At 43.3% G+C, this 22,070-nt stretch carries 21 protein-coding genes; 6 read left to right on the forward strand and 15 right to left on the reverse strand.

What is annotated here, in order from left to right:
• Positions 1-7: 7 nt before the first annotated feature.
• From HFELIS_RS07780 to HFELIS_RS07805, 6 genes are read right to left on the reverse strand one after another with little or no spacing between them, the layout of a single operon-like run.
• Positions 8-1,189 (reverse strand): hypothetical protein, encoded by a 1,182-nt coding sequence (locus HFELIS_RS07780; protein WP_148229947.1) that lies wholly within the window; start codon positions 1,187-1,189, stop codon positions 8-10.
• Positions 1,183-2,967 (reverse strand): coiled-coil domain-containing protein, encoded by a 1,785-nt coding sequence (locus tag HFELIS_RS07785; protein WP_197531851.1) that lies wholly within the window; start codon positions 2,965-2,967, stop codon positions 1,183-1,185. Before HFELIS_RS07785 ends, HFELIS_RS07780 begins: the two co-directional genes overlap by 7 nt.
• Entirely contained in the window at positions 2,949-3,239 is a 291-nt protein-coding gene (locus HFELIS_RS07790; protein WP_013470012.1) for a hypothetical protein, read from the reverse strand. The genes HFELIS_RS07785 and HFELIS_RS07790 overlap by 19 nt, the downstream gene beginning before the upstream one ends.
• Positions 3,240-3,265: 26 nt before the next feature.
• Complete coding sequence (gene hemE / locus HFELIS_RS07795) at positions 3,266-4,288, reverse strand: uroporphyrinogen decarboxylase (protein WP_013470013.1); 1,023 nt, start codon at positions 4,286-4,288, stop codon at positions 3,266-3,268.
• Entirely contained in the window at positions 4,275-4,940 is a 666-nt protein-coding gene (locus HFELIS_RS07800) for a 3-methyladenine DNA glycosylase (protein WP_013470014.1), read from the reverse strand. The genes hemE and HFELIS_RS07800 overlap by 14 nt, the downstream gene beginning before the upstream one ends.
• Positions 4,937-6,247, reverse strand: a complete 1,311-nt coding sequence (locus tag HFELIS_RS07805) for a M99 family carboxypeptidase catalytic domain-containing protein (protein WP_013470015.1) — start codon at positions 6,245-6,247, stop codon at positions 4,937-4,939. Before HFELIS_RS07805 ends, HFELIS_RS07800 begins: the two co-directional genes overlap by 4 nt.
• A gap of 104 nt (positions 6,248-6,351) precedes the next feature.
• Between HFELIS_RS07805 and HFELIS_RS07810 the strand changes: the two genes are divergently transcribed.
• Complete coding sequence (locus tag HFELIS_RS07810) at positions 6,352-6,867, forward strand: flagellar FLiS export co-chaperone (protein WP_013470016.1); 516 nt, start codon at positions 6,352-6,354, stop codon at positions 6,865-6,867.
• Positions 6,868-6,910: 43 nt separating this feature from the next.
• Here the strand turns inward: HFELIS_RS07810 and HFELIS_RS07815 are convergent, their stop codons facing one another.
• The 6 genes from HFELIS_RS07815 to HFELIS_RS07845 all read right to left on the reverse strand — a co-directional run bounded on the left by HFELIS_RS07815 (position 6,911) and on the right by HFELIS_RS07845 (position 12,344).
• On the reverse strand, positions 6,911-7,342 hold the full coding sequence (locus HFELIS_RS07815; protein ID WP_148229948.1) for a hypothetical protein: 432 nt from the start codon (positions 7,340-7,342) through the stop codon (positions 6,911-6,913).
• Between the two features lie 338 nt (positions 7,343-7,680).
• Complete coding sequence (locus HFELIS_RS09070) at positions 7,681-7,833, reverse strand: hypothetical protein (RefSeq protein ID WP_013470019.1); 153 nt, start codon at positions 7,831-7,833, stop codon at positions 7,681-7,683.
• 39 nt (positions 7,834-7,872) lie between these two features.
• Positions 7,873-9,852: a tetratricopeptide repeat protein gene (locus HFELIS_RS07825; protein WP_013470020.1), complete on the reverse strand. Its 1,980-nt coding sequence runs from the start codon at positions 9,850-9,852 to the stop codon at positions 7,873-7,875.
• Positions 9,853-9,863: 11 nt separating this feature from the next.
• Complete coding sequence (locus HFELIS_RS08575) at positions 9,864-10,568, reverse strand: tetratricopeptide repeat protein (protein WP_013470021.1); 705 nt, start codon at positions 10,566-10,568, stop codon at positions 9,864-9,866.
• A gap of 262 nt (positions 10,569-10,830) precedes the next feature.
• Complete coding sequence (locus HFELIS_RS07840) at positions 10,831-11,037, reverse strand: hypothetical protein (RefSeq protein WP_041302910.1); 207 nt, start codon at positions 11,035-11,037, stop codon at positions 10,831-10,833.
• A 17-nt stretch (positions 11,038-11,054) separates the two neighbouring features.
• Positions 11,055-12,344, reverse strand: coding sequence for a hypothetical protein (locus HFELIS_RS07845; RefSeq protein WP_013470024.1), 1,290 nt, complete (start codon positions 12,342-12,344; stop codon positions 11,055-11,057).
• 450 nt (positions 12,345-12,794) lie between these two features.
• Between HFELIS_RS07845 and HFELIS_RS07850 the strand changes: the two genes are divergently transcribed.
• The gene (locus HFELIS_RS07850; RefSeq protein ID WP_013470025.1) at positions 12,795-13,022 is read left to right on the forward strand and encodes a hypothetical protein; all 228 of its coding nucleotides are present in this window, start codon (positions 12,795-12,797) and stop codon (positions 13,020-13,022) included.
• A gap of 280 nt (positions 13,023-13,302) precedes the next feature.
• Here the strand turns inward: HFELIS_RS07850 and HFELIS_RS08580 are convergent, their stop codons facing one another.
• Positions 13,303-14,058, reverse strand: coding sequence for an FkbM family methyltransferase (locus HFELIS_RS08580; protein ID WP_013470027.1), 756 nt, complete (start codon positions 14,056-14,058; stop codon positions 13,303-13,305).
• A 610-nt stretch (positions 14,059-14,668) separates the two neighbouring features.
• On the opposite strand from HFELIS_RS08580, the gene HFELIS_RS07860 reads away from it, so the two are divergent.
• The 4 genes from HFELIS_RS07860 (at position 14,669) to HFELIS_RS09245 (ending at position 18,119) form a co-directional block, all read left to right on the forward strand.
• On the forward strand, positions 14,669-14,953 hold the full coding sequence (locus HFELIS_RS07860) for a hypothetical protein (RefSeq protein ID WP_041302913.1): 285 nt from the start codon (positions 14,669-14,671) through the stop codon (positions 14,951-14,953).
• A gap of 525 nt (positions 14,954-15,478) precedes the next feature.
• Complete coding sequence (locus tag HFELIS_RS08590; protein WP_013470029.1) at positions 15,479-16,048, forward strand: replication initiation protein; 570 nt, start codon at positions 15,479-15,481, stop codon at positions 16,046-16,048.
• A gap of 410 nt (positions 16,049-16,458) precedes the next feature.
• Positions 16,459-16,674 (forward strand): hypothetical protein, encoded by a 216-nt coding sequence (locus HFELIS_RS07875; RefSeq protein ID WP_013470031.1) that lies wholly within the window; start codon positions 16,459-16,461, stop codon positions 16,672-16,674.
• 14 nt (positions 16,675-16,688) lie between these two features.
• Positions 16,689-18,119, forward strand: a complete 1,431-nt coding sequence (locus HFELIS_RS09245) for a coiled-coil domain-containing protein (RefSeq protein ID WP_013470032.1) — start codon at positions 16,689-16,691, stop codon at positions 18,117-18,119.
• 331 nt (positions 18,120-18,450) lie between these two features.
• Here HFELIS_RS09245 and HFELIS_RS07890 read toward each other — a convergent pair whose 3' ends face one another.
• Positions 18,451-21,345, reverse strand: coding sequence for a type I restriction endonuclease subunit R (locus HFELIS_RS07890; protein WP_013470034.1), 2,895 nt, complete (start codon positions 21,343-21,345; stop codon positions 18,451-18,453).
• Positions 21,324-22,067 (reverse strand): restriction endonuclease subunit S, encoded by a 744-nt coding sequence (locus HFELIS_RS07895; RefSeq protein WP_013470035.1) that lies wholly within the window; start codon positions 22,065-22,067, stop codon positions 21,324-21,326. The genes HFELIS_RS07890 and HFELIS_RS07895 overlap by 22 nt, the downstream gene beginning before the upstream one ends.
• Positions 22,068-22,070 lie beyond the last annotated feature (3 nt).

Consider the following 22,070-nt stretch of genomic DNA (forward strand, 5'->3'; position numbering starts at 1 on the left):
AACCTCCTTAAGTTGATTTTTTATGGGGGTTGTTCAAATCAATCGCCCCCTTAGAAATGCGATCGGGATTCTCCCAAAGAGTCTTGATATCCTCAATCTTAAAGCCATAGACATCCTCCAATTCTTTTTTAAATTTGGCAATGTCCTCTTTGCAGGTGAGCCCCTCATATTGGTCGAATTTATACAAAATATGCTCTCCACCGCGCTCAATGCGACATTGCACCCTTTTACCCGAAGGGCGGTCTGCCTTGATGATCACCGCACCCTCTTTTAAAACAGGAATTTCCACTTTAAAATCATGCCCTCTTAGGGTTTTGACAATGGAGATCACCACTTCTTTACGGGCATTTTCCTCCACAATGAGTAAATCGGCCTGGGCGTTGATTTGGGCTATTTGGCTCTCTAAGGTGTTAAAATCTTGGCTGGCTAAACTCTCTGTCGTTTTTGCCATTTGTGCCAATAGTGCCCCTTGCTCGGGGCTAGTTGCAATTTGTGCCACCTCGTTTTTAAGGTACTCTAATTCTTGTGCCCACAGATGCCTTTGGCTCTCTTGTTGGGTGTTACTGGCTTGCGCTTGTTTTTGTGCTTTTTGCAACACTTGCTCTAAATCCGCTTGGATTTGGCGCGCCGTGCCTGCATTGAGCCCATCAAAAGCGGCTAGACGCTCTTGTAAGAGCACTAAATCCTCTTTGGCGTAGGCGATGATTGCCGGGTCCTTGATCTCTTGCAAATGGGCATAAAAATCTTGTTGGGCTTTTTCTTGGTTTGCTCCTGCTTGTGCCCTTTGCAAGCCCAAAGCCTGCCTCTGTAATTTTTTTAAATTATAGAGCGCTTCTAGGCTTTGTTGCTGGGCTTTTAGGGGGTCTGTTTGGATGAGGGTTTGCAAGCTTTTTAGCTCTTGCTTAAGAGATTGCAAAGACACAAAGGTATCTAGTCCTTGTGCTTGCATTTTTTGTAAATTGGCTTGTAAATCCCTGCAATTTTGTTGCGCATTTTTGGCCGCGTTCTCTTTTTTGATCTCTTGGCGGGCGAGCTCTTGGCAGTGCCTTAAAGCTTTGTCTTGTGCTTCTTGCAAAAGCGCGCCCATTTGGGTTTGTAATTGCGGGTAAAAGCCCTTTAAATCCCGTCCATCAAAGGCTTTCACTTGGACCTCTAGCTTTTGCAAGTCCTCTTTGGCAAACTCTAGCACCAAATCATCTTGGATTTGCTCCCTTTTAAATGGATTTGTGCCTTGATCTCACTTGGGGCGTTGGCAAAACAAGTTGTAAATAAAGACTCTTGTAACTCTGGGCTAGGCATTTTTGGCAAATCTATCAAATTAGGCGCATGTGTGCTTTTAAGCCAAATGACCTTTTGGGCGTTTAAAATCAGGAGCAAGAGATCGAGATTTAACCCGCCCTCATCTAAAATTACTACCACATCAAAGGGGCTTGCCATTTCTAAAACACACGGATCACTCCCAAAGGGGATAAAACATAGGCGCGTGTCTAGGGGAGTGCTCTCTGTGAATAGGTTTTGGTTGCAATCATTTAAGCGCGCAGTTAAAAAGCTAGGGATTTGCTCTAGGCTTTCAAGGTTGTATTTGGCTTGTATTTGCGCTAGGCTTTCTTGTATCTGCGCTTTTTGGGATTCTATGTGGGCGATTCTGGTTTGCAAGTCTTGGATTTTTGTTTCTAAAATTTGGCATTCTGTGGGCTGTGTTTCTATTGGTTCTGGTCTAAAATTCTGCGCTTGAGCGCGTAGAGTGGTGTTAAAATGCGCCTTTAACCGCGCCACTCTTGTTTTATTGGTGTCTAACAAATCTTTGATCAACTCTAACTTGCTCGTGCCAAAGAGTTTAGCATACTTGCCTAAGGTGAATGCGCTCTTTTGCTCTTGCTTTTTGTGGCGGATTTGGTCTTTAAGTGCTTCTAAGCTTTCTATATCGGTGATTCTGCCCTTTTGGTTCTCAAGTTCTTGGATTTCTTGGGTAAGTTTGGCGTGCTCCTCTTGCAAGGCATTAAAATCAATCTTTGCCACTTCTTGATCGCATGCCTCAAAGTCCAAAATGTTTTTGTAAATCGCTTTGAGCGCGCTTGAAAAGTCTGGTGCAGGCATATCTAAAGAGAGGGAGCGAAACTTAAGGGGGGTTAGGGCGTTTAAGTCTTCTTTTAGGGTATGGTAAATAGGCTCTAAAAGCGCATCGGGTAGCACAAAATCGCCCATTTGTGTGTCTAAAAAGCGTAAAAAATTTTCTAAATTGTTTGGGGGCGCAGGCTCGTGGTTGATTTGGCATTGCAGAGTTTCTAAGTCTTGGTACCTTGCCTCTAGCTTTTGAGTGCTTAAATCACAAAAGCTTAAGGGCGCGTGCGGGCTTATTGACTTGTTTTCTAAGGCTTCTTTAAAGGCTATGGGGCTAGCTAATAAAATTTTATCTTGCTGGTTAACATGGTATTTGATCGCTGTGGCGACTAGCTCTAAGCTGTGCGTTAACCTGCCCTCCACTTGGATCAAGCAGACTTGCGGCGTGGCGATCATCTTCACAAGGGCGGCGCGCAGGGGTGGTGCAAAACGCCTGATGAGGGTTTTTGCCATATTTTGCGAAATGCTTTGGCAGATGTGATCGGGGCTTAACTCTTGCGCCTTAGCCGGGTTTAAAAGCCATAGGGGATAAGGACGCGCACCAAGCAAGCCGGGCAAATTTTTGGCGTTTTGTAAGGCGGATATTCTTTTGCTAGGCATGCAAGTGTCTAAATACGCCCTCCATTCCTTAAAGTAAAAGTGTGTTTGTAGTTGTGTTAAAAACTCTTGTGGGCTTTCTAGGTTTTTTAGGGCATGGGTTAAATCTTGCCCTTGTGCGTCTGCACCAAGCACAATCTTTACCCCCTCAAAACGCGTCCCTAAATGAGAAGGCACAAGCACCACCCGATCTAACACCAACACACCCCCCTCAATAGAACCCCCAAAAGCTAGGTTCTTGTGGGGCAAAAAAGCACTGGAGTGCTTGGGATCTCCATAAATAAATGCCCTCTCTTGCGTGCCCTTTGTGGCATTAATGCAATAAAAACCTCTGGTGCGCCCTTTGCCTGAAAACAGATTTCAAACAAGGCGCGTAGCATTGCCCCCTCTTTCTCTTGCACGCCATCATAAAGTTTTAAGACATTGTCTATTTTGGGGAATCTTTGGCGCAAATAGGTAATATCACTTTGCAAAGGAATTGTCTTAAACCCTTGCGCTACCTTGAGATACAGCTGTTGCATGGCAAAACTTTGTTTTAGGAATTGTATTAACACCGACTTTTTTGACGCACCAAGCGCACTAATTCGATCGCTTGGGCGCGGGGCAGATCTTCAATCATGCCATGCCCTAGATTGAAAATAAAGCCCGGGGCTTTGCCCATCACTTCTAAAATGCGATCCACACCCTCAGCCATCGCCTCTGGGCTATACAGGCGTGCGGGTTCTAAATTCCCTTGCAAGACATAGCGATCCCCTAAAATCTCTTGTGCCATTTTTAAAGGCGTGCCCCAATCACAGCCCAAAACCTCAAAATCTCCGCTCAAATGCGCCAAATACGCCCCCACACCCTTAGGGAAAATAATTAGGGGGATTTTAGGATACTTGGCTTTGAGTGCGCGGGTGATCTTTTGAATATAGTTCCAGCCAAATGTTAAATAAGCCTCTAACTCCAACGCGCCCGCCCAAGAATCAAAGATCATCAGCGCATCCGCGCCCGCCTCCACCTGCGCGCTCAAATAGGCGATGAGCTCAGAACTTAGCTTTTCTAGCAGGGCGTGTAGAATCTCAGGTTGGCTATAGAGAAGTTTTTTACAATGGCGGTAGGTTTTGCTCCCCTGCCCTTCGATCATATAGGTGGCCAAAGTCCATGGCGCGCCGCTAAAGCCGATCAAGGCCTTAGACTTATCTAATTGTGCGCGCACGCTAGAGATGATTTCATAAACATAGTTTAGTTGTTGGTGCGCTCCTGTGTGCAGAGCGTGGATGTCCTCTAAGTTAGTGATGGTGCGGGTGAATTTAGGCCCAACGCCTGGGAGAAACTCTAAGGGCAAACCCATCGCGTGGGGTAAGAGTAAAATATCACTAAAAAGAATGGCCGCATCCACATCTAAGATTTCAATGGGTTGCAAAGTTACCTCTGTGGCCAGCTTGACATTGGCGCACAAATCTAAGAAGTTTTTAGCTTGTTGGCGCACTTCTTGGTATTCGCGCAGATAACGCCCCGCTTGGCGCATCATCCAAATGGGGGTGTAGGGGGTAGCTTTTCTAAAACACGCGTCAATAAAGATCATCACAATCCTTTAAATGGGGTTTAAGGTCGATTTTAGCGCGCATGCACTCTACAATTTTGCCATGCAAGCGCGCGTAAATGCTAGCCAAAGGCAGTTGGTAGTTGTAGAGGGCTAGGGTGGCTTCTAAATTTTCTTGCAGAGCGTGGGTAAAAAACTCTTGCAGGGCGTGGTAGTCCTCTAGTTCTATACCCAAAGAGGCGAGCAATTTATAGGTATAAGCATCCACCACTAACACGGGGCGCAAACAGGCGTAGTTTAAAATACTATCTGCACTCTCAAAACCGATCCCCTTTTGGCCCAAGAGCCAATCTCGACTCACTTCTGCTTGGAAAGTCTTAAAATCCTTAAAATCCTCTAGGATGTGTTGGCTCAAAGCGATCAAATAGCGCGCTTTTTGTTGGTAAAACCCACTGGGGGCAATGAGAGGGATTAAATCTTGGGGCCTGCACTGGGCTAATTTCTCTAAGTTTAGAAGTTGGGATTTTTGCAGATTTTCTAAACTCAAACACACTCTCTCCCAACGCGCGCGCTGGGTTAAGATCGCCCCTACCACCACCTCAAAACTCCCCGCATTGGGCCACCACAGAGGTGGGGAACTTTGGAGTAGGTTTAAACTCTTAAGGGTTTTGAGCAGGCAAAAGGGCCAATTCACAAGAAGCGCACCAATACCATGCCACAAAAGGCATTGCCCCTATACACTTCCACGCGATATATCTTACCCTTTGTGTCTATGGAGAAACGACGGATGAGGTCTTTATAGGCGATTTTATAACCGGCTTCATCGGATTTCTTGGGCGCGTTTTTGAGAGAAAAGCCAATCACATTCACGCGGTAGCCCTCCAAAGGGTGGACTTCAAAGGCGTGTTCGATACTGACAACACTCCCCAAAGCTACCTTTTGCACCTGCCCATCGATTTCTAGGTTCAAAGAGTCTAAACTGGAATCAAAGTCCATGTATTCGGGCACAAAGCGTGTCATCAATTTATTGCCATATTTGAGCCAAACTTGCCCTTTTTGAGGCAGTAGACCTAAAATATAGCTCTTAGATTCTATGGGAATGTCGTCTAGGGGAGTGTTTTTAGGGAAAGGGAAGTAATTAAGATAGGGGCGCAGACCATAGAGGGGTAGAATCGTGTTGTGATTGAGGGTTAGGGTGAGTTTGGAGTCGTTAATCAGGCGGTAGATGGCCAGTGGGGTTAGGGTGAAGTCTTTAGAATAGGCAATTCCTAGCTGTTGCAACAACCCTTCCACATTCAAGAGGTGGTAGTAAACGCGTTGGGCTAGAGAAAGCTCTTTGCTGGCCTCATTGGCGAAGGCGGGTTTTTGGTGCTTGATGGCAAAGTAGGTGAGGGCTTTTTCCATCTCTTTGTCGCCCCGTGCGGTGTGGGTGTTGTGGATATGGTAGCGGTGCAGGGGTTTTAATAAAAAGGAGTTGGTGTATGCGGTGGTCTTTTCTGAAATATTTTTCAAATGCCCAAAGGGGACATCAGGCAATTCACTTTGATCAATAATAAAAGAATTGCCCCAACGCCTCGGGTTAAGTAGGGGGCCCTCATAAGTGGGGCGGTAAAATCCACTCCCATCATGCAGGTGTAAGATCGCGCTCACTTGAGGGGCTGTGATGGCCGCTTTGATAGACTGAATGAGAGGGTATTCGGGGTCTTTAGGGCTCAAGTGAGCAAATTTGCGATTCAAGTCCCCATAAACCCCGCGATGATTGCGCAACATTGAGTAGCGATTGAGCACGGGCACGACCCACACAGAACCGGATAAAACTTTATAATGGGTTAAAAAAATATTGGTGGTGTTAAAACCTCCGGGTTCATCGCCTTGAATACCTCCCATCAAAAGTAAAGTGGGCCCCTTTTTTTCTCCATCCTTGTGCACCACATGCACGGCTTGATCCACTTGAGCCAAACAGGGCAATAACAACGACAGACATAGAAAAACAGCTTTCATAAGGTTCTTTCTTGGTGATTTAGCCCGCCATTATATCCAAAAACCCCGACCTTTTAAGGAATAAAAAATGCTTGTAAATTATATCTTTTAGCAAAGGATTAAAAATGTCAACGCAAACAATGTTGCAAGCTTTTCAAAAACATTTAGGGGACATTGACACCCAATCTTTAGAAATGTTAGACACACAAGGCAAGGCGCACAAGATCGAGAGATTCAACCATGAGATCAAAAGCATCAATGAGAGCATCGGAGCATTGCAAATCTTACAGATCGCTTGTCAAAAGCTTCTTAAATTAGAATCTAAAGATCGAACCAGCATGCAAGAAGCGATCAATAAGGCGCGTTTTAAAGAAAAAGGGCTCTTTGGCGTGCGCTTGGATATTGTGCTAGATTCTCAAGAGCCCTTGTGCGTGCAAGTGCCCAACCCCTTAGAAGTGCTTGAATCGCAGGGCTTTGATGCCATGCGCGCCAGTTTAGAGCAGGGTTTGAGCAGCATTAAAGGGGCTTTAACCTCCATTCAAGAGAGTGTCGCTACTAAGCAGGTGTTCCAAAAAACTCCTACCCTCAATACCCCTAACTTTAGCAAAGACGCGTTGCTGGCTATGATGAAAAGTTCTTAGGATTGGTCCTAGTAATGGCTACGCGTATTTTGAGCGAGGCTTTTCACTCTCTCAAAAACCCGTATTGCCAAACTTTGGGGGTGATTAGCGCGCGCAAAGACTCTAAACTCTCTTGCAGGCTAGCGTATAAGTCTTTATAGCGCTCATCTGTGGCTTTACTTGGGGGGTTGAGCTTGCCCTTAGCATCCCTCCCACTAAAAAACTCCTTGATATCATACAGGCTTGCATTGGGGTTGGAGTTTTGAAAGGTGTGGTAGTAGGCATAGAGTTCACGCCCCTTATTTAAAACCTCTTTAGCTACCGCGCCAAAGGTGGGCAAGAGCGATTGAGTAGAGGCAAAAAGCGCGCTTGTTTCTGGCTCTAATTTGCCAGCTAAAAAGTCTAGGAGGGTGTGGTGGGTATAACGCCCCTTTGGTTGGACTTCTTTTTCTGCAAAGGGGATGAAATGATTAGCCCACTCATTGATACTAGGCACGCCCTCCAATGTGCCCTAAAGCTTTTTACACCGATAAGCTCCCTCGCGCGTGTTGTAGACATCTAAGATAATAGGTTGCATTTAAGTTCTTCAAAGAGAGATTGCGGGTCAAAATTCTTATAGGCAAAACTTGCGCCCACCATATCAGGATAGAGCCAAGAGTTTTTGCCATGTTTGCTTTTTAGAGTCTTTTTGTGAAACATAGTTTTAGTGTGTGTGTCGCTTATGCAGGAGTGCAAAGTGCGTTCATGGGGTTCTTCTTGACTAGAGCTTTGGCTAATTGCTACGCGTTCTTTTATATTTTGTCTGCATATTCTCTAAGCGTAATGCTAATAGGCTTACCCTCCACCTATCTGCCACACGGGGATATAAGTTTGTTTTGGCACATCTTTAAACATGGCATCTAGCACTTGCACCTTGTTGAGTGCGCGCGCCCTGCTGTAAATGTCATAGATAGACACAGGAGTTTTAGTCTCTTTGAGCACTTCCATGACAACTTCTAGGCATTCTGCTTTTATTTTCTTTCCCTATTATTTGGCTGTGCAAGCTTGTTTAAAGCCCTTATCACAGGCTTTTTTGTAGTATGTTTGGGCTTTTTGTGTGTCTTTACCCACGCCTAAGCCATTTTCATACAGAGAGCCCAAACCGGCGTAAGCAAGCGCATCGCCCTGTTTCGTGCCCTTTTTGTAGTATTCTAGGGCTTTAGCATAATCCTGCTTAACTCCGTGGCCATGTTCATAGAGCGAACCTAGTCCACCATAACCGGCATCCCCCGCTTTTTTATAAAGTTCTAAGGCTTTGGCGAAGTTTTGGCGGAAAGCGTGCCCACCCTCATAGAGTGCGCCCAAACCAGCGTAGCCTCTTGTATCGCCCGCGTTGATGGCACGCCTGTAGTATGTAATCGCACCCAAGTAGTCGCGCACCATCCCTAAACCTTGCTGAGAGGCAAGAGCCAAAAAATAATACCCCGCCTCTCCAGCCTTTTTGTAATACTTGATGGCTTTGCTATAATCTTGTTTCACCCCGTAGCCATTTTTGTATAACTGCCCCATGCCCGCATAACCTGCAATGTCTCCTAACTTGACAGCTTGGTGGTAAAACTCCATAGCCTTTGCATAGTCTTGTTTGACCCCCCGCCCATTTTGATAGAAGTTAGCTAGACGCTCATAAGCCAAGGCGCTCCCCTTTCGGATAGCTTTTTGGTAGTATTGAATGGCTTTAGCATCATCTTGTTTGACCCCATGCCCCATCTCATACATTTGTCCGATATAAAACCAACCATCACCCTTCCCCAAAGAGGCCGCTTTTTGGTAATACTCGATCGCTTTTGTTGGGCTTTTAGGCACGCCTTTGCCCTCAAGGTATAAGGAGGCCATGCTATAGTAGCCCAAAGCATTGCCCGTTTGCATGCCTTTTTTATAGTAGTTGATCGCCTCTTGGTAGTCTTGGGCTACCCCCTTGCCATCTTTATACATGTTGCCAAGCTCCACATAACCCCAAGAACTGCCCTTATCTGTAGCCTTTTGAAAATATTCTAGGGCTTGTTGGGCACCTTTTTCCCCCTGCACCCCTATATACAACAACCCGATATGGACATAACCATCCGGATCGCCTGCATTAGCAACCTCTTGGTAAAGCTTAAGGGCGTTGTCATAATCTTGCCCATCTTGGTATTTCTTAGCCTCGGCGTTTAAGAGTCTAATGAGGTCTTTTTGGGCTTCTTTATCCCCAGCTTTAGCCCCCTCTTTGTAATAGAATTGGGCTTGGCTAATATTTTGATCAACCCCATAGCCCCCATTTTCGTAAATAGAGCCCAATATGCGGTTTGTTTCTTCAGCAAAACCTCCTGTCGCGGCTACATCCAAATATTCTACAGCTTTAGCATAGTCCTTTTCAACCCCCAAGCCATTAAAATACAAACGCCCTATGCTCCAGTATGCCCCCACTACAGCGCCTCCATCTTTGCCTTTTTTGCCTTTTTGATAATATTCCATCGCTTTAGCATAGTCTTGTTTCACCCCCCACCCATTTTCATACATCAATCCTAATTCAACAAGTCCTGTAACATTTCCCTTTAGCGAAGCTTTTTCAAAGTATTTAAATGCCTTGTGGTAGTCTTTGGCAACCCCCTCTCCATTCATATACAGAACCCCCAATTGAATCATCGCATCATCATCACCCTTATCTACGCCTTTTTGGTAGGCCTCTAGGGCTTTTTTGTATTGTTTGGCTTTTTCGTACAATTTTCCTAAGTTGGCGTAGGCTGTGGGAACTCCTGCCTGTGCAGCCACTTTAAAACACGCGATGGCGTCTTCCTTGCGAAACCCTAATTGTTCCAACCTTGCAGACTCAGCATTGCGTACAGCACTGACCATCATCTCGTAAGCCACATAACCCACATCGGGCACCTCAACACCGCATTGTTTGGGATCATCAAAAGAATTTCTTGCTCCCAAAACATCCGCCCCCAACGCCAACGCACACACTGCCACTTTCATTTTTGTTTTCATCAATTCTCCTTTTATTGACCTATTTCATCCAAAATTTGGCAAGCCTGTTTGACATTGCCTTTGCATGCAATGTTTAAATGTTCCCGGGCTTTGTCGCCATTTTCGGGCACACCGATCCCATTGATATACATGATCGCTAAAGTCAAATGGGCGGGCATATTTTGCCCTTGAATGGCTAAGTTAGCGTATTCTAAGGCTTTTTTAGTGTCTTGCTTTGTGCCTGCACCAAAGACATACATATGGGCTAATCTAGCGTATGCGCTAACAACTTTTTTGCTAGCGGCTTGGGTGTAGTAGTCAAAGGCTTTGGCATCATCTTGTGCCACGCCCTGAGCATTAAAGTACATATCTCCTAGTGCTACCAGCGCATCAGCATTACCCCCCTTGATGGCTTCTTGCAAGTCTGTTAGGGCTTTGTCATAGCTATAGTCTTCATAGCCTACTTGGTTTGGATTTGCTAGGTATGATGTGGCGCGTTTGTAGGCTAATTGCGTTTGTATAGACTGCCATTGTGCTTGTAAAGACTGCCCTGTCTGTCGTTGTTTAGCCCCCTCAGCCCCCCTAGCCTGCTGCCACTCTTGGCGTTTTTTTTGCAAAATTTGATTGGGCGTTTCTTGGGGTTGTGAACTCCCCAACAACCCCCCCAAACACCCACTTAGCATAGGGGTCAATAAACACCCACCCAGCACAACAGAACATGATTTAAAGATTTTCATAAGAGTCCCCCAAGAATGAGGGCTAAAAAAGCAAGAGAATTAGAGAGAGTTACCCCCCCCCCCCCCGCCAGGGCGCACAAAACTAAGCATAGCAATCCTTTTGTAGAAATGAAAGGCATTATTTTAGGGGATAAAAATAAAGAGGAGCTTAAGTATTACATCCTTAACCCCTTGATAGCGGGACTAAAGACCCCACAAACTTAGAGAACTTGCACGCAATGAGCGCCATAAAATTTGTTAGGTTTTTGGCGTATCTGATTGGCTATGAAAAATAAAAAATCCCACTCTTGTAAGATTGCTCACCCATAAAGTCTAAGTCTAAATAAAGCCACAATGGTTTTTCTGTAGAGAGGGGCAACCCATCACTTTTTTCTCTTTTAAAATCTTGCACACATCCCTTGACTTCTTGCATGGCATCTAGAATCTCTATGGCATGCAAATACCCAAGCATCCCCACCAACAAAACCAAGAACTCTATCCTGTATTTTACCTGCATGGTTGATAAGCCTGCGTGAATGAGTAGTCAAATTTAAAATCCTGCAAGCGTTTTTCTTGCTTAGGATCGGCGCGGTAACAGATCTTGGCGTTTTTATCCAAAGGAGGGTGGGGTTGTGAGGGGGGGTAGTGGTCAAAAAATTGCTTGCTGAGTTGATGGACATATAGCCCTGTTTTTTTAACTTGCAAGGTTGTGTCAAAATCTATGATGACATGGCTTAAGCGCTCGTAATTGGGTCTGCCAACAGACATGCCAATCATATTGGCTGCCTTGCCTAGCGCGCTAATGGTGAGAAACTCTCCTTTTTTTGTGGCAAACATCTCATCTACGGCGCAAAAGCAAGCGCGATTCAAACTCTGCTTGTTTTCTTGGACATCAAAGCAATGTTTGGGGGAAATGAGTTGATCTAGCCCTGTAGAAAATGCCACTAATTCTAAATTGTAATGGTGATCCCCTGCCTCCACGGGGACATTTTTTGTGGAAGTCTTGTGGTACTTAGCGTTGATGAAGATGGTGTAGGTAGAAAAATCGTTCCCAATAGTTTGGAGTTTATGGGTAAAAAGCGCGGTGTTGATGGCTTGGAGGGGATAGGTGTTAAGGGGTTGTTTGAAGGCGCGCGCGTCATAATCTACAAACAGATGGGTGATCTTAGGGGCATCGGGCTGTTTTAAATGGTAGCTTGCCTTAATGAGATAAAACGTGCCCTTGATCCATGCTAGTCTAAAGGCTGTGCCGGGGGGTTGTGTGCTTTGGGGGGCACTTGGTTCTAAAAGGACCTTGAAGGTCTCGCCCGGCTGGTTTTCAACATAGTTGCAAAACTCATAGGGTTTTAACAAAGTGCCCTCTAAATCGGGCGTGTTGATGAAAAAATGGGGGAATTTAAGCGTGATCTCTGTGGCTTGATTTTGCTCTAGCTCAAATTGCGCCACACCCTCACCTTTTAAACAAAAGCCCTTACTGAGCTTGTTATGAGCCAAAATCCCCACACAAAAGCCATAATCAGTGTATTGGCTTGGGGTATGGTTTTGAGCAATAGCCCTAGCCCCTGCAAAGACAAAGGAATAAAGCGTGCCCTTGATCTTGGCGGTGCGCACCACTCCTTGGATATCTTTGGGGGAATAGGTCTTAACCTCTTGAATCTTGGCGTATTTGGGGGGTTTTTCTTTGTATTGCAAAATAAAGTCCTTAGTCCATTGCGACACTTCTTGCAACGCACTCTTGTCATCTACAGCCTGCAACACTCCTAAACCCAAAAGCACGAGGACCAAAAACCTTTTCATTACGACTCTCCTTATTAAACACTTCAATCCACACAATCGCCCTTTTGGTAGCACTGCTCTTTGAGTTTATCAAATTTTAGATCACCCAAAGCGATGGGATGCTCTTTTTGAGGATCGTCCCATAGATTTGTGCTCGCCTAACAATTTCTTCACTTTGCTCTTTGTAACCAGCACTCTTACCTGCAATTGTAACGACACCACTTTAATTCTCAATGCACATAACAGCATGGCCATCGCGCTAACCAAAAATCTTTAAGTTTTAGTGTTGGTTGTAGGTGCATACCAAATTTTGGTTAAATCACTCCAATTATGTGGAAAGTGTGTTTTAACCCGTGCCACAGGGCGTCACGAGCACATTGAGGTTTTCTTGAATCATTGCGCAAAGGTTATTTTTGTGGATATAGAAGCGAAGCATTTCTGCAGGTATTTAGTTACGGTATCTGCAACGACATGGCATGGAAACAAGGAAACCCCCTATGCTTGTGTCATGAATGCCAAACTTGTGGCAGTCTCAAAGTCAAACAACGCACCATCATATTAGAGAACACCTCGACCAAGTGTTTGCTCAGTGGTGTAGTTACGCTAGAGGATATGCGTTTAATGATGATCACCATCAGTCCTAAGAGTGTCCCTCTAGAAAAATTACGCAACAATACCAAAGCTTTGGTACACAATTAGGACAGGGGATAATCACTAGAAAAATTAGCCCCTCGAGTAAAGAAAGTATGTGGGCTAAAGAAATGCATAGACATACCCATCTTTGCGCCATCCTGAGATTTTAATACACGATCCGCTGTAGAGCTCAAAGACTAATTTAGAAACTATTTTAAATACTTAATTCCTTAAAAACACATAATCCGCATGGCCTATTTTTTCCACCATTTTATAACCATAAGAATGCAAAATATCACTTACTTCACTATATTTGTTGCTCCAAATTTCTATTTGTATAACAGGGTTATGATATTCTAAGAATACCCCCCCCCCCCCCCCGCAACACATGGCTTTCAAAACCTTCTACATCAATTTTTAAAAAATCAATTTTATTTACAAAGCAACCCTCTTTTTGCAATTCATCCAAACTTTTAACAACTAAATTCCCATTTTCATCATTTTTCAGGGCAGTCCCACCCATGGAAAAGGTAGGAGAATACTTTATACTAGCCTTACCTATTTTCTCTCCCAATGCCATGTTATGTGGAACGATCACATCTTGCAGGGAATTAAGCTTAATGTTTTTACATAAAATTTCATAAGCTTTTTTTAGTGGTTCAAAAGCGTAGACTTTTTTTGCTTTGCGCACAAGGGCATAATAAAGAGCGTTACTACCAATATTAGAACCCAGATCCAAAATGTTAGCCTCATCTTTGAAATATTTATCTGCTTGTTGCATGACATGAGTGTCATAAAAATCATTGTCTACCACTATACATGTCTGAATGTGATCAACTGAAACATTGGGCAGATACATGGTAATTTGTCCAACATTTGGATATTTTTGATGAAAAGCATGTATGAGAGGCACATTGAATGTAAAAATCTTGTCTTTGGATTGCCTTATTTGTTCCACTCTTGTTTTTGAGAACTCATCCTTGATTAGAGTAGCCAATTCTAACTCTACAAGTTTAAGTCTTGGCTTCAGGTATCTATCCAAATACCTAATTAACATCTGTTCAACCTGTCTCTTTATCCCTTTAAATAATTGACGAAGCATTCCAAATATACCTTCCTTTTCTTGATGTGAACCGCTCTCTCTAAAGGGAGGAGCTTCCTAACTAACTCCAAACCAGCGTTCCCGGGCTGACAAAGGCTTTGCTATTTATAGTCCGCAAGACTAGCTCCTAACCCACTAATCTCGCTTATCTATTGCAAGGGTAGTCTTTCTTTTCTTAGCGTGCGCTTACATTCCCGTCTTAAAGAACGGAGTTTTACGCGCAATCTGGATAGCCCCACCAAAGGGTTGGACTAACATATGCGTGTACATGTGCATGCGTGTAATTCAGCCCCAAAATCCTACCTCAAAAGCCTCGTTGTGACCCAAAAAAACAATGCAAAACTTAAGCTAAAAAAAGGATGATAAAAAACAGAAGAGCTTCCAATTCGCTTGTATAAACTTAGACTGCTTAACTTGGTATCAAACAGGGTTTTTTAACGATAAATTGCGGTTTTAGCGAATCTTTTAAAAAATTACGCTACAACAACCCAAGTTTAGCTCTCAGGTTTAGCCTTTAAACCTAAGTAAAAGTCGCAAGAGTGAAAAAGATATTCCCTCAGTCGTTCTAAAATCTCTAAAAGATGAACTGGATGTAATCGCCTATCTGGAGATGAAAAATGCCAACGACCCCATTACTCTTGAAAATCTATCCGTAGAAAAATCTAACCTAGTGCGTGAAATAGTCTCTGTCTTGTCAGCTAATGAATGGGAAAAAGACAAGATAGCTGGCATTAGTACATCACAAGACACAATAGACCGCGCAAAATCCTTGATAACGACACTTGATAAAATACAAGAGCTTTCAAAAAAGACCAATAACCCAATGCTAAAGCAGGGGTTGAAGAAAGGCTACACAATAACTTTAAACGACATAGTTAGCACTTTAACCGTGTAGTTTGAATCTAGTGAGAAAACCACACTCCCGCCCGCCGTGCAACAAGAGCTCCCTAAAGAAACCACACAGCCCCTGATACAAGAAAACCCCACTTTAGCAAAAGACTTAAGCATCGCCAATCACGGGCAAATCATCATGCACAACAACATCTACAAAGTCAATTTGGTACTTTGAGTGAACTTGAAAGCAATTTGTTTTTTAGTCTATTCAATCGCTTAAAAGACAAAAAGGACACCATCATCCGCTTCACCCCAAAAGAATTGAAAGCTTTAGCCGGTAATCCGCATATGGATAATGAAAGGCTTTATAAACTGGTTATTAACCTTTTTAACAACATAGCTAGGGCTAACTTTGATCTAATCAAAATGCTCGATGATGAGAAGGTGCGAAGAAGTAAAGTCATGTTTTTTAAAAAGTTTGAGATACAGCATGACAAAAACAAAAAATTGAATACTTAGACATATAGGTCAATGACCCCCCTATTTTACATACCTACTAAACGACTTAGAAACAAACTTCACCAGCATGCAACTGCGAACATTTGTAGATTTAAATGGCAAATATGCTAAGAACTTATTTAGACTATTGGAGCGGTTTAAAAATGCCACCAAAAACGGCGTTTTTCAAGTATATATGTACGAAAATAACATAGAAGGCTTTTGTGCTTTTATGGGTATTCCAAAAGGCACCAGAATAAGCGACATCGATATTCATATGCTAAACCCCACCATTAAGCAACTTACCCAAAAAACCCAAAAAAATCCTCTTGAACCCCCCTACAAATCCATTAAAGTGATCAAAAACAAAGCCAAAGCACGAGGACAGAAGGTACTAGGTTACACATTCGAAGTTGTTCCAAACCCCGCTATAGTCGAGCAAGAAAAAGCACTAGAAAATGCTAAAACGCTACCCCTTAAACGCTTTGGTAAAAAAGATCTTAAAGTTCTTGAAAAGGTAATAGGCGCACGAGGCAAGCTCAGTGTTAAAGACAAAAACAACAACAACTTTACCTTTAACAATGCAATGATCGAGAACATCCAACCTAGCCCAAAAACTAAAAGAATCTGTGTGCTATTTAGAGTGAATGGGTTTTAGACCCTAAGATGATGGAAGTGATTGCCTTGCATAGAAAACATATGCAGCTGTTTCAAGTCAGTGGCAATGAGTATATGACTCTTGTTTTTGAAAACATTGAGGAATTCAAAAACAAATTTTTAAACACCGCTCACAAAAATGGTGCTGCTAAAACCACAAGGCTTCCTCCAAAGCAGATAACCCTACTACAGATACTACTACAACAGACACCCTCCAAAGTGCACCCACAAGCACAAACCAAAGCACAGAAATTTTTGTAGCAACTCATCGCTAAAATCAAAGACGCAGAACAAGATGTTCTATCTCTATTTAAAATCCTTAACCCCACAGACACAGACCTAGAAATCGCCAAACGCCATCACAGAGTAAAGAAGGAAATAGACTTTTTAAAAGAGCAATCCCGGAATGTGATGCCCCCGACTACTTTACCTACAAAAATTGAAACAGAGGAAGAAAGACTCCATGAAAAGCTAAAGAAAGTGCTAAAATCTAAAACTGAAGCCCTAGAAAAATACAACGAAGTGCTTAAGAAGTTGCAGGAGTATAAAGAGGATACAGCTAAATGGAGACCACAGAGCAACACACAATCCCAAAAGACATCTAACAGCGATCAAAGCAAGCACTAGACAGAGAGAAAGCAATGGGGATAATTGCATCTATCAACTTCAAACCCACAAAAAACCCCGTGCAGGTGTTTCACAATGATAGAAGCACACCCCCCAATTATCTCTTGCCTAAAGAACGGCAACTTTATACTATCTGCAATAGAAGTGGTCTTGAAGCACAAGCTTTAAAGCAAGAAATGATAGACAAGGCTATTAGTGCCTACATACAAAGAATAGGACAGAAGTTTCAAGCTAAAACTTATGTTTATAGTGCCGTTGTTAATCTCAAATCCACGCACACCATGCAAAACTTAGAAAAACTAGCCACACATTTTAAAAACAAATATGGCATTCAGTGCTACCAAATTGCTATCCACAGAGATGAAGGACATATAGATGAGTTTGGCAATACGCACATTAACCACCATGCCCATATGGAGTTTGTTACACTAGATGAGAATACAGGTAAGAACAACTTCAAAAGAGTGCCTTCTTTAATGCTCAAGCAAATCCAAACAGAAGTGGCAACCATCCTAGGCATGCAAAGAGGGATAGATAAACGCATAAGCGGAATTAAACGCGTTGAGCCTAGAGCTTATGCCAAGCTCATGGAGCAAGAGAAAACAAGGCGCAAAGAATTAGAAAAAGCGCATAAAGAGCAGTTAGAAAGTTTACAAGCTAACACAGAAAATCAACAAACAGAATTGCAAGCTCTACAACAAGAAAAAACCACGCTGGAGAAAGCAAACACTGCCTTAACTCAAGAAAACCAAGAACTCAAAGACAAGCAAACAGAGCTAGAGAACACACTTATAGACCTTGTTACCATCTTTGTTCCACAAGATAAACAAGACAAAAAGCTCACTATCAAAGAAGCCAAGCCCCTGCTAGAGAGTGTGAGAAAGCAAATGATTACCATAAATCAGGGTTTGGGTGATTTAAAGCTTTTCACACAAGAGGATTACAAAGCTTTGCGAGCTTTGAAAGATGAGGAGTTAAGCATTGCTGATCTAAAGAAGCGCATTACAACGATAGAGCAAGAAGCTAAGAAGCATTATGAGAAATTGCAAGAGCAATACAAAGACTATCTAAACCCCAAGCAAGTAGAGGACAAGATAACAGCCACGAGTCCAGAATACTTTGAGAGCATCGCCAAAGATAGGCGAGATAGGTTTTTAAACAAACACATCAGTGAGATTGAGAAAAGCCTCAATAAAGAACTCAAACCCATTCTTGCCAAGATAGAACAAACTAGAAAGTGGGAACACAAAGCTTTGCTAGAGGAGATAAGAGGGCTAGAAAATGGTATTGGTAAGCTAACCGAAGAGTTTAAAAACAGCGATGCATATGGGCAGATGCTAGAGACAGCCAAAGGAAGTTTTAAATCCACTCTCCTGTTAAGATCGCAAAAATCTCTAAAATCCAGTCTATGTTTTCTAAAATCAAAAATCAAATTTTGTAAATGATTTTGTTTGATAATAACAATGATAGACCCCAAAGTTAAATTAGACAACAAGTAAGAATTATAAGCTCTTAAATCGGCTGATTGGACATGCTCTATGTCTTCTTGAGTTGCTTATCTCTTCTCGCTCGTCTATTGATTTTATCAATCTCAGTGTTTAAGTAGGACTCGCCCACAATCCACGCAAAATTATTGGCGTTTATTTGCATACAAAAATCTACAATGTTTCTTAGATAAATTTCTGCCTGTGCAATTCTTGGAACCAGTCTAGCGTTAAACTCTAAACTAGAGTGTTTTGTTTTAAAATCAAAATTTTTGCTCACAAAACTACTCAATTATTTCCAATCCTGAGTAGAAATATCATGGTATTTGTCAAAAAAGGCTTGTAGAACAGATTGTACTTGATTTTTTAAATGGTTGCGCATGGGCCGATCTTCAGGGTTTATACTAAAAAACGATGCCCTTTCTTTAGGCAGAAGTGTGGGAAATTGCGTCCCCTTAAAGCTGATGTTATGGTGCTTAAAGGCTTTGGATATAAAATCATAGGCGAGTTTTTCTTGGAGTTGATAATGTTGGATGATGCGGGCAAATTCTTGTTTGCGTTGCCTATCCATATAATCTCTAAAACTGGCTTGGATATCTGGACTTGGGTGCTGTTTGAAGAACTCCCAAAAGCTTAAAATCACTTCTTGTTTGCTGCGCATTTTGGGGCTGGATTTGATGGCGCGTAAAATATCTTCTTCAGCCTTACCCTCTGCAATGAGGTTTAAAATATAATCAATGTTGATCTCCACTTGCCTAACCAGCTCCATTTCAAACACACAACGATCGTCAAACTCTTGATGTGCTTTGTTTGGACTTTCTCTAGACCCCCTAAAGCGCTCATGCAAGTCTAAGTAATGCCCTTGGTAGTCTTGCAAATCTCTAGGACTAATGAGCTCTTTATCTGCACTAAACTCGGCAAAGCACACTAGAACATTGCGTATTTTGAGAATTTCACCATAAAGATTGATGAACACCTCTTGGTCGCTCTCCGATCTTGTGTATTGTGCAAATGCGCTGAGCGGATATGTGCTTAAGAGTTTGGATACCAAACCTTTGTATTTGGCATAGGTCTCTTCAAAGCCCCCCAAGATCACAATTTCATGCGAATCCTCTTGGCCAAAGAGCCTTAAAGCGTCGTTTAAATTCTCTTCTAAAAGTCTAAAACACACAATATTGCCCTCACTCTTAACGCTATTGTGGGGGCGGTTTGTCCTTGAAAAGGCTTGCAGTAAGCCATGGTATCTTAAGTTTTTATCCACCCAAAGCGTGTTACAAGTGGGCGCGTCAAAGCCGGTTAAAAACATATTCACCACAATGAGCAAATCGATCTCTCTGCCCTTCATCCGTTGAGAAACATCTTTATAGTAGTCGTTAAAGAGATCGATACCGTAATTGCTCCCAAAGTTGCGGTTATAATCTTGGATCGCTTGTGCTAAAAAATCCTTATCGGTGGGCAAGAGCTTATCTGCCTCTTCGTTGTTTTCATCCTCGAGGTCATCGCTGGGGCTATAGCTGTAGATGAGGGCGGTTTTTAGGGGGTGCTGGTACTCTTTAAAGGCTTGGTAATAGGTCTTAGCCATTTCAATGCTTGCACATGCCAAGATCGCATTAAAACTCCCCTTTGTAACTTGGGCAAAATTGTTTAAGATGTATTCCACAACCTTAGCGGTGCGTTTAGGGTGGCAAAAATCCGCCTCGCTCTTGAGTTCCATATCTGTACTGATGTGGCAATAGTGCATTAAGAAGGGCAAGACATTTTTATCTTGGATTGCATGGACGATCGTGTAATGGTGTAATTTTCTGCCAAATCTTTCTTGTGTGATGGCGTGTTCTTTGCCCTCGCAATTTTCCTCAAAAATGGGCGTGCCGGTGAATCCATAAAAATGGTGTTTCTTAAAAGCCCGCGCGATGTCGGCGTGCATTTTGCCTAGCTGGCTTCGATGGCACTCATCAAAGATGAACAACACCTCTTGCTCTAAAATGGATGACTTAGGGTTACTCTTGATGAATTTATGCAACTTTTGGATCGTGGTGATGATGGTCTTTTTGCTAGGGTCGGGGTTTTCTAGCTGGAGCTGTAGGGTTTTGGTGTTCTTGTTGGAGCTTGCGCTGTTTTTTTGGTATCTCTCGTATTCTTTCATGGTTTGGTGGTCCAAGTCCTTGCGATCCACCACAAACACCACTTTAGAGATGAAGTCTAAACGCCCTGCCAACTGGGCGAGTTTAAAGCTGGTTAAAGTCTTACCGCTGCCCGTGGTGTGCCACACGAAGCCCCCATTCTTGGGCTTGCCGTAGTTTTTGTTGTGGTGTGTGATCACAACCTGCTTTAAAATCTCCTCCACCGCCACGACTTGGTAAGGGCGCATGGCAAGCAACTTAGATTCACTGGTGCACACACAATAATAAAGCAGAAGGCTTAAGAGGGTGTGCTTGTCAAAGAAAGTGGGGATAAAATCCTGTAAATCCCCAATGTGCTCGTTATTCTTGTCCGCCCAAAAACTGGTGAATTTGTAAGAGTCCTTGCTTGTGTCGCTGGCTGTGGTGTTGCTGTAATACTTGGTCTGTGTGCCATTGCTGATCACAAAGATCTGCACAAAGCCAAACAAGCTACCCGGAGCGTCCATGCTTGTCTTGTGGTAGTTACGGATTTGGCTAAAAGCCTCTTTTAACTGCACCCCTCTTTTTTTAAGCTCGATATGCACTAGGGGCAGACCATTGACCAAAATGCTCACATCATAGCGGTGCTCTTTGCCCGGGGTGGGGTATTGCTGGATCACTTGTAGATAATTGTTGTGGATGTGCCTTTTGTCTAAAAGCTGGATATTTTTCGTGTCCCCATTGTCAAATTTAAAGGACTGGCTATTTTCGTGCTGGAGCATGCGGGTTTTGTCGATAAAGGTGGCATTACGGGGGTTGATTTGTTGGGTAAAACGCGCCCATTCGCGATCGCTGAAAGTAAGAGCATTGAGCCTTTCAATTTGGGTTTTTAAATTCGCTTTAAGGCTCTCTTCAGTGGCGGGCTTTAACAGAGTGTAACCTTGGGCTTGGAGTTGTTCTATTAAATACGCCTCTAGCTCTGCTTCTTTTTGGTAGGTGGTGGCTCTAGCCTTGTTGGCGGGCTTGCTAGCCACCACGGTGCTCAAATCCCCTTGGGCGATCTTTTCTAAAGTGCTCTGCTCTGACATGCGCTCTCCTTAAAATTTAGCAAGGTGTTGAGGTAGTGTTGGTATTGCTTTTCTCTTGCCTCTATCTCTGCCGGGATCCCCTCTTGTAGGTCGGTGGTGAGGGCGTTGAATTGGTCTAAAATTTCTACGATTTTAGCTTGGATCGCCAAAGGGGGGAGGGGGATTATACAGCGGGCAAGGTCGCTGGGCTTCACCTCTGTAACTTTTGTACCATAGGCGATTTTTCTTTTCTGCTTAATAAAATCTTTAGTGTGAAACCAATAGGCTAGATATTTAGGGTTTTGGTGATGCCTAAAAATAGCGGCATGCCCTCCTGTTACAATTTGGCTATCTCCAAGCCACGCCACAGCCTTACAAAGCCCCTTTAAATCCTCGCTAGTGGTGGTTAGGATAATGTCCCCACAATACACAGGCTTTAATTTTTTAGCCAGCTCTGGGCTAACAAAGCTTTTGGTTTGGGCGGTGTGGGTGTTGTAGAAGGTGTGGATTTCTCCATAGTGGATCGCCCCCACCAGCTCCCCGCTAGGATTATCGGGGTGTAAATCTGCCTTAGTGAGCCCACTGCCCCGCACAAACTCCCCAATCTCGCCCAGTTCCACCCACTCCACGCCTTGCGGGCAATGCTCTTGCAATAACTTTTTTAAGGGATGTTTAGAAGTGGGCTTTAGCACAGATGTGCCCCACTCTTGTAAAATCCAAGTTTTAAGCGGGTGTTTGTCCAACCA

It is taken from the genome of Helicobacter felis ATCC 49179 (assembly GCF_000200595.1).
Taxonomy (GTDB): domain Bacteria; phylum Campylobacterota; class Campylobacteria; order Campylobacterales; family Helicobacteraceae; genus Helicobacter; species Helicobacter felis.

Coding starts and splice junctions, on each gene's coding strand:
- HFELIS_RS08590 (WP_013470029.1), top strand. CDS start 15,479: ATGCAACTGCGAACATTTGTAGATTTAAATGGCAAATATGCTAAGAAC.
- HFELIS_RS07810 (WP_013470016.1), top strand. CDS start 6,352: ATGTCAACGCAAACAATGTTGCAAGCTTTTCAAAAACATTTAGGGGAC.
- HFELIS_RS07850 (WP_013470025.1), top strand. CDS start 12,795: ATGGCATGGAAACAAGGAAACCCCCTATGCTTGTGTCATGAATGCCAA.
- hemE (WP_013470013.1), bottom strand. CDS start 4,288: ATGATCTTTATTGACGCGTGTTTTAGAAAAGCTACCCCCTACACCCCC.
- HFELIS_RS07845 (WP_013470024.1), bottom strand. CDS start 12,344: ATGAAAAGGTTTTTGGTCCTCGTGCTTTTGGGTTTAGGAGTGTTGCAG.
- HFELIS_RS07875 (WP_013470031.1), top strand. CDS start 16,459: ATGCCCCCGACTACTTTACCTACAAAAATTGAAACAGAGGAAGAAAGA.
- HFELIS_RS07790 (WP_013470012.1), bottom strand. CDS start 3,239: ATGCAACAGCTGTATCTCAAGGTAGCGCAAGGGTTTAAGACAATTCCT.
- HFELIS_RS07890 (WP_013470034.1), bottom strand. CDS start 21,345: ATGTCAGAGCAGAGCACTTTAGAAAAGATCGCCCAAGGGGATTTGAGC.
- HFELIS_RS07825 (WP_013470020.1), bottom strand. CDS start 9,852: ATGAAAACAAAAATGAAAGTGGCAGTGTGTGCGTTGGCGTTGGGGGCG.
- HFELIS_RS08580 (WP_013470027.1), bottom strand. CDS start 14,058: ATGCTTCGTCAATTATTTAAAGGGATAAAGAGACAGGTTGAACAGATG.
- HFELIS_RS07805 (WP_013470015.1), bottom strand. CDS start 6,247: ATGAAAGCTGTTTTTCTATGTCTGTCGTTGTTATTGCCCTGTTTGGCT.
- HFELIS_RS07860 (WP_041302913.1), top strand. CDS start 14,669: ATGAAAAATGCCAACGACCCCATTACTCTTGAAAATCTATCCGTAGAA.
- HFELIS_RS09245 (WP_013470032.1), top strand. CDS start 16,689: ATGGGGATAATTGCATCTATCAACTTCAAACCCACAAAAAACCCCGTG.
- HFELIS_RS09070 (WP_013470019.1), bottom strand. CDS start 7,833: ATGGAAGTGCTCAAAGAGACTAAAACTCCTGTGTCTATCTATGACATT.
- HFELIS_RS08575 (WP_013470021.1), bottom strand. CDS start 10,568: ATGAAAATCTTTAAATCATGTTCTGTTGTGCTGGGTGGGTGTTTATTG.